This is a genomic window from Phyllobacterium sp., assembly GCF_037994425.1.
Lineage (GTDB): Bacteria > Pseudomonadota > Alphaproteobacteria > Rhizobiales > Rhizobiaceae > Phyllobacterium.
The window spans coordinates 1-6552 of sequence record NZ_JBBNAM010000060.1; the positions used below are offsets into that span (position 1 = coordinate 1).

Annotated in this window: 5 protein-coding genes and 1 pseudogene; 3 read left to right on the plus strand and 3 right to left on the minus strand. The window is 56.7% G+C overall.

What is annotated here, in order from left to right:
* On the minus strand, positions 1-527 hold a 527-nt coding region (locus AAAB35_RS04275; RefSeq protein WP_340666986.1), incomplete at its 3' end, for a protein kinase.
* Between the two features lie 492 nt (positions 528-1019).
* Between AAAB35_RS04275 and AAAB35_RS04280 the strand changes: the two genes are divergently transcribed.
* From AAAB35_RS04280 to AAAB35_RS04290, 3 genes are all read left to right on the plus strand, one after another.
* Positions 1020-1691 carry a response regulator transcription factor gene (locus AAAB35_RS04280; RefSeq protein WP_340666987.1) on the plus strand — a complete coding sequence of 224 codons (672 nt, stop codon included), beginning with the start codon at positions 1020-1022 and terminating at the stop codon, positions 1689-1691.
* A gap of 574 nt (positions 1692-2265) precedes the next feature.
* Positions 2266-3141: a helix-turn-helix domain-containing GNAT family N-acetyltransferase gene (locus AAAB35_RS04285; RefSeq protein WP_340666988.1), complete on the plus strand. Its 876-nt coding sequence runs from the start codon at positions 2266-2268 to the stop codon at positions 3139-3141.
* A 325-nt stretch (positions 3142-3466) separates the two neighbouring features.
* A complete protein-coding gene (locus AAAB35_RS04290; RefSeq protein ID WP_340666989.1) occupies positions 3467-5062 on the plus strand; it encodes an ABC-F family ATP-binding cassette domain-containing protein in 1596 nt (531 codons plus the stop codon).
* A 242-nt stretch (positions 5063-5304) separates the two neighbouring features.
* Here the strand turns inward: AAAB35_RS04290 and AAAB35_RS04295 are convergent, their stop codons facing one another.
* Positions 5305-6294: a beta-ketoacyl-ACP synthase III gene (locus AAAB35_RS04295; protein ID WP_340666990.1), complete on the minus strand. Its 990-nt coding sequence runs from the start codon at positions 6292-6294 to the stop codon at positions 5305-5307.
* A pseudogene (locus AAAB35_RS04300) lies at positions 6291-6552 on the minus strand (adenosylmethionine--8-amino-7-oxononanoate aminotransferase BioA); the annotation flags it as partial. The pseudogene AAAB35_RS04300 and the gene AAAB35_RS04295, both read right to left, overlap by 4 nt.

A 6552-nucleotide genomic window follows, 5' to 3' on the forward strand; every position in this document is an offset into this window, starting at 1 on the left:
TCCGGAGCCATATACGCGAATGTCCCGGCAATGACTTCAGGCGGAGCAGCGGCTCTCCGCTCGCTTCTAAGCCGCGAAGCCAAACCAAATCCCATCAGCCGCGTCCGTTCTCCCTCGTCAAGAAGCACGTTGGCAGGCTTGATGTCTTTGTGAATGAGCCCTTGCCGATGCATTTGACCGACGGCCCTCGCCAAATCGATCGCTATTGCCAGCGATCTATCAAGGCCCCACGGCTGAACTGACTGACTGAGAACCAGGTCCAACGGCTCGCCCCCATGGTCCTCGAGCACGAGCACGTCTTGTCCCTTGTGGCGCGTAAATCCGATAGGGCGGGCCGCCCACGCTGGATCGAGTTCGGGCGCCAGGACATGCTCGTGGACAAGTCGTTCCATATTGCGATCGAAAGGATGCTGCCCGTTGGCAGCCAGCCCAAGGATTGGCGGCTCCCCCAATGCTCGTCCGCGGTATAGGATGAATTCCCCTCCGGACCTCAGAACATCGAACGAATATTCGGAAAACTGTTTCATTCGTCATTGCCCTCGCCGAACTCGCTCTGACCAGCAGCGGCGGCGCAAACGCTCGTTTACTGGAAGAAAGCAGCGTCGCCCCTTATGACAGCCGTATCCAAATAAAACGCACCAAGTCAAATGGCATCTTCTGCCACTTTAATGCGCAGGTCGATGATACTTAGGTATTGGTTTCTCCAGACTTGACGCCTTTATCTCTCGAAGCGATACCTATGTACAATTGCGCAAAGTACATTTTTAAGATCAGACTTGACCCGACGATCAGAATTATTATCGGCGAGATTCCTAAACCGCCATCTGGCTTCGTATTTCGTAGAGGCAGGCGATTCATTTGCAGATTTCACAGAATTCGGGAGCTCAACGACCGGGGCGGCCGGCCGGTTTCTCGCAGTTCGGCCGACAAAACAGTTCCAGAAGCAGAGGGCGTTTGTCGGACAACGAAGCTTTCACGATCTGCGGCGTAACGCTGTGACTAAATATCGGAGGGTAGCAATGAACATTTCGACGGGGACTTTAGTAACTGTTAAAACAACGTGCTCTGAGCAAAATCCGATCGTGCTGGTAGTGGATGATGATGAATCGCTGCGGCTTGCGATCTGCGAACTGCTGGAATCTGTCGGTATCGAGGCCGCGAGCTTCGCCTCGACAAAAGCGCTGATGGATGCCGACGTCCTGGATCGGCCGGGCTGCCTGATCCTGGATGTTCGCATGCCGGGTGTGAGCGGACTTGATTTCCAATCTCGGCTGACCGCGAGCGGCATTTCCGCGTCAATTATTTTCCTTACCGGCTATGGTGACATACCAATGACGGTGCAGGCGATGAAGGCAGGCGCAATCGAGTTCCTCACCAAACCTTTTCGTGAACAGACCTTGCTCGACGCTGTCAGCAAAGCCATCGAAATCGACAAGGAAAGGCGGGTCCAACAACTCGAAGCAAACGCCAACATCGCGCTCTATGCCACCCTCACGCCTCGTGAACGGCAAGTCATGGAGGCAGTGGTGCGGGGCGCCTTGAGCAAACAAATAGCGTTCGAACTGAACATATCGGAAATTACCGTCAAGCTTCACCGAAGCAGCGTGATGCGAAAGATGCAGACTCCCTTTGTGACGCAACTGGTTCGAGCCTGGCAGTCGATACCTGCGGACATACGCGCAATCGTATAGCAACTGCACAACCGACTTTGATTTTGCGGATGGGGGTCCACTAAGCTGGCTCAGCTTGGGCATGGTCATCGCGTTGACGACCCCTCGCTTTTCGTCCCTGGAAGAATTGAAGATCGACGCTGGTAGGGCGTATAATTCTGTCTCCAAAGCCAAGATTTGGTCGCCCATGTCGCGGTGGCTATCCGGAATCAGACCTTTATCGGAACGGTCTCGACAACGGTGTCGGTATCAATGGAACCCTAGCGAGACAGGCAAATCTGACGCCTTGCGGCGTTCGTACGGCGGTCGTTCACTCCATGACAGTGCAGGTAAAAGCCGGCTTTGGCAGCGAAGCCCTTGAGACTGTCACTGAGCAAGCGCTTTCCACGTCGCCTACGGGGCAAATACCATTCTTCGGAACGCATTCTCAAACCTTAGGCGAGAGCCGCGCAGGCCGTCGCCGCGGTTGCCTTCGAGCTGGGTGACTGCGACGATGCAGGCAGTCTAGATACACAACGCCACCCACCCGTGAGGAAAGAATGCTTTTCAGCCTTCCTGATTGACAGGATGAATTATCTGACTTAAGTCAGATAAAATGACTTGCGATCCTGTTTCTCGTGTCCGTCGCTTCAACCGTGCTGTCACCGCCGAAGTCGGCGCTCTCGATACCTCTTTCCTTGGACGCGGCCGTCCACTGGGCGCAGCGCGCGTACTCAATTCGATCGGCCAAGGGCAATCAGATGTTGCGGCGATCCGTGATGATCTCGGACTCGACTCCGGCCTCATGAGTCGTCTGTTGCGCAGTCTGGAAGCGGAGGGTCTCATCGACACCATATCGAATCCTCACGACGCGCGTCGCCGCGTTGCCAGGTTGACCGAAACCGGTCGTTCCGAGTTTCAGGCTTATGAAGCGCTTTCCAACGCGCAGGCGAAAGCATTTCTGTCGCGGCATTCCCAGCCGGACGAGCTTCTGCGCGCCATGGATATTGTCGCTTCCTCGCTTAGACGTGACCATATCGTGCTTGAGGAGAAAGACCCGCGACACCAGGACGCCAGGTATTGTCTCAGCGAATACTACGCCGAACTTGCACGCCGCTTCGAGAAGGGTTTCGATGTATCGCTTTCTCGCGATCCGGACGCCAGGGACATGATCCGCCCGCGTGGTATCTTCCTGGTGGCCATGTCAGATGGCCTGCCGATAGGCTGTGTCGGGTTGAAGGGCAATGGCGGCGAGGTCGCGGAAATCAAAAGGCTCTGGGTCGCACCGTCAGCGCGTGGCCTTGGGCTCGCAAAACGGCTTATGACGGCCGTCGAGCTTGCCGCCCGAGAGCTGTCCATAAAGGTCCTTCAACTGGATACGAATAGTGCGCTGCCCGAAGCGCAGCAGCTTTATCGCAGAACCGGGTGGAATGAGATCGATCGTTTCAATGACGACCCCTACCCCGATACCTTCTTCGAGAAGCGCCTTTAAGCAAGCGGAAGGTTTTGCCTCGCGAAATAACCTGTCCTTTTGGCGCTGCTAAACAAGTGACGACCAATGTCGAGCGTTGCCCGCTGCTCGTTTGCCGACGTAATGTTGTTCGCTTCGGCGAAACCGAGCGGGTATTGCGCCGCGGGTCAATCTCGTCGAACGCCACAGTCACCCGTTTCAGTCTTTGACGACCACATTGCCTTGATTATCCGGCCGTTGGCGCATAAGTATCATGCGACCGTCGATACAACAGGATGTGTGCAGCAATGGATTTCACTTCGATAGCAATGCCAATTCGCCTTGCAACCGAGGAAATCCGTATTCCATGCCTGTTTCGATTACCCTGTCCAATCTTTCGTGGTCCACCCCTGACGGTCGACCCCTATTTTCCAATCTAGACCTTCGTTTCGGCACGGACCGGACAGGCCTTGTTGGTCGCAATGGCGTGGGGAAAACCACGCTTTTCAAACTGATATCGCGCGATTTGCAACCACAATCGGGAAGCATGTCCGTCAATGGAAGTCTGGGGATCTTGCGTCAGACGGTTCAGCCGAAGGCGGCCGAAACTGTCGCTGACCTCTTCAACGTGGCTGACGCGTTGGAACTTCTCGCTCGCGTTGAGAGAGGTGAAGCGACTCCAGACGAGTTTGCAGATGCCGATTGGACGCTAGAAGCGCGGGTCGTTTCCGCCCTCGGTCGCGTTGGACTTGAAGCGCAACCTGAAACACTTCTGTCCACGTTGTCGGGCGGCCAGCGCACGAGGATCGGTCTTGCCGCACTGATCTTTGCGGAGCCTGATATTCTTTTGCTTGACGAACCGACCAATAATCTCGACAGGGAGGGCCGCAAGGCGGTGATCGAACTCCTTGCCAATTGGCGATCCGGTGCGATTGTTGTCAGTCACGATCGTGAACTCCTCGAAACCATGGATGCCATAGTTGAATTGACCTCCCTCGGCGCTGCTCGGTACGGCGGCAACTGGACTCAATATCGCCAACGCAAGAACCTTGAGCTTGCAGCGGCCCAACACCATTTGGCCGATGCCGACAAACGCGTTGCCGACGTTGCCCGAAGCATGCAAGCAACGGCCGAGCGAAAGGCACGAAGGGATAGGGCAGGTCAAAGGAAAGGCGCGAAAGGGGACACGCCGCGCATTAGTCTGGGCAAGATGAAGGATCGAAGCGAATCCACGAGTGGCGGCAACGCGCGGCTGGCTGAAAGCAGGCGCGCACAAACTGTCAATGCGGCTGCCTCCGCCCGTGAACGCATCGAAATCCTTCAACCTTTGTCTGTCGTGCTTCCGCTGACACATCTCCCCGCCGATAGAACGGTAGTGAAAGTCGAAGCGGTGAGTGTTGGCCATGAGCTCGGTCGACCGATCTTCCGCGACCTATCCTTCGCCATTGCTGGACCGGAGCGCGTTGCCGTCACAGGTCCAAATGGATCCGGTAAGACGACGTTTCTTGCCCTGATCACCGGACAGTTGCAGCCGTGGTCCGGGACCGTGCGGATGATGGTTGAGTTCGCCATTCTTGACCAGCGAATGAGCTTTCTCGATCCGTCAACCTCGATCCGAGACAACTTTCGGCGCATCAACCCGCAGGCGGATGAAAATGCCTGCAGGGCAGCGCTTGCCCGGTTCAGGTTCAGGGCCGATGCAGCGCTTCAGCGCATAAGCTGCCTGAGCGGCGGAGAGTTACTCCGTGCTGGACTGGCTTGCGTTCTGGGCGGGTCGACGCCGCCACCTCTGCTGATCCTCGACGAGCCGACAAACCATCTGGACATAGACTCTATCGAAGCGGTCGAGGCAGGATTGCGGGCCTATGACGGCGCGCTGCTGGTCGTCAGCCACGACGAAACTTTCCTGGAAGGCATGGGGATGTCGAGGAGGCTGGAATTGCCGATGGGTGGCAACCAATGAGAATGAATGCCACTTCCCGAACTGGCCGCGCCGCCTCATTTTGCTATACAATCGAGGTGGCGATGAATCGACCTGCATCATCTCAAAGGGGCCGAAGTTTTCCCCTCGTTCTTTGATTGTCGCTAACTTTGGCGAAAGCACGTCAGTTTTTCCGGTTCGCTCCACATGCGTGGCTGGTCCCGATACTCGAAACGCGTGGATCGACCGCTCGGATATTATAATCCTTCGTTGATATCGAAGGATTATATCCCCCAGACCAGTGCACCACCGATGAGGCCTGCACCCGCTGCAGCCAGCAGCAGTTTTTCTCCAGACACAAATGGACTGGCCTGGCGGGAAAGTGACAGCGACAGAGGAATAGTTGCTGCGGAGGAGTTTCCATATTCAGCGATCGTGTGCACGATCCTTCCAGGCTCAATCCCCACATCCTCACCAACGACGTCGAAGATGCGGGCATTGGCCTGATGCGGGACGAACCTGCTGATATCTGCGCTGTTCAACCCTGCGGCTGCGAGGGCCCGCTTGGCACAGTGCGTCATCCCATTTACGGCCTGCAAGAACATTTCCTGGCCATCGCGCATGGTCATTAGAGCTTCGGAGGCGGCCATACCTGGATCGAAAGGCTGCTTCGATCCCCCGGACGGAATCGAAATGAGATCATAGTGGCTTCCATCCGATGCAAGGTCCACGCCGAGGAGCCCCATTTCAGTATCATCCGACGGAACCAGAACGACAGCGCCCGCTGCGTCGGCAAAGAGCACGGCGCTGGCACGTTCTGCCGGATTGATGCGCCGGCTTAATATATTGGCTGCGACCACCAGTACAGGTTTGCATTGCGTGCGAACAAAGCCGTCGGCCAATGTCAGCGCATAGATAAAGCCGGAGCAGGCTCCTGCCAGATCGATTGCGCCGGAATTTGAAAGCCCGAGGTGATGGGCAAGCAGTGGTGCTGAGGGTGGCAGCAAGTGATCCGGGGTGGAGGTTGCGAGGATCGTCAAGGCTATGTCGCCCCGTGAAATATTGGCATCGGAAACTGCCGCTGCCCCTGCCGGGGCAGCGAGATCAGTCAACAGTTCTCCCTCCGCGGCCCAGCGCCGCGCGCGAATGCCGGTTCGGCGCTCGATCCACCCGGTTTCGAGGCCGAGCTGGCTTTCGATCTCCGTATTTTCAACACGGCGCTCCGGCGCGTAGTGACCAAGGCCGGCGATACAGCTTGCCCGGACGGGACTCATCGGTCATCGCCCTGGACTATTGTGTCCCCTGCCTCGTCGATGGCATCATAGGTACGGTCGAGATCATCGGCAGACACACAATAGGGTGGCATCAGGTAGATCACGTTGCCAAGAGGTCTGACAAGGAGATTTCTTTCCTTGAAGAATGCCCTGAGTTTCGGACCGGCGTCGGAAAGGTAACCGCGAGCCGGGACATTGACGTCAAGCGCAACGATCGTCCCGGCCTGACGTACATTGCTGAAGCGGGCGTCCGCCCTG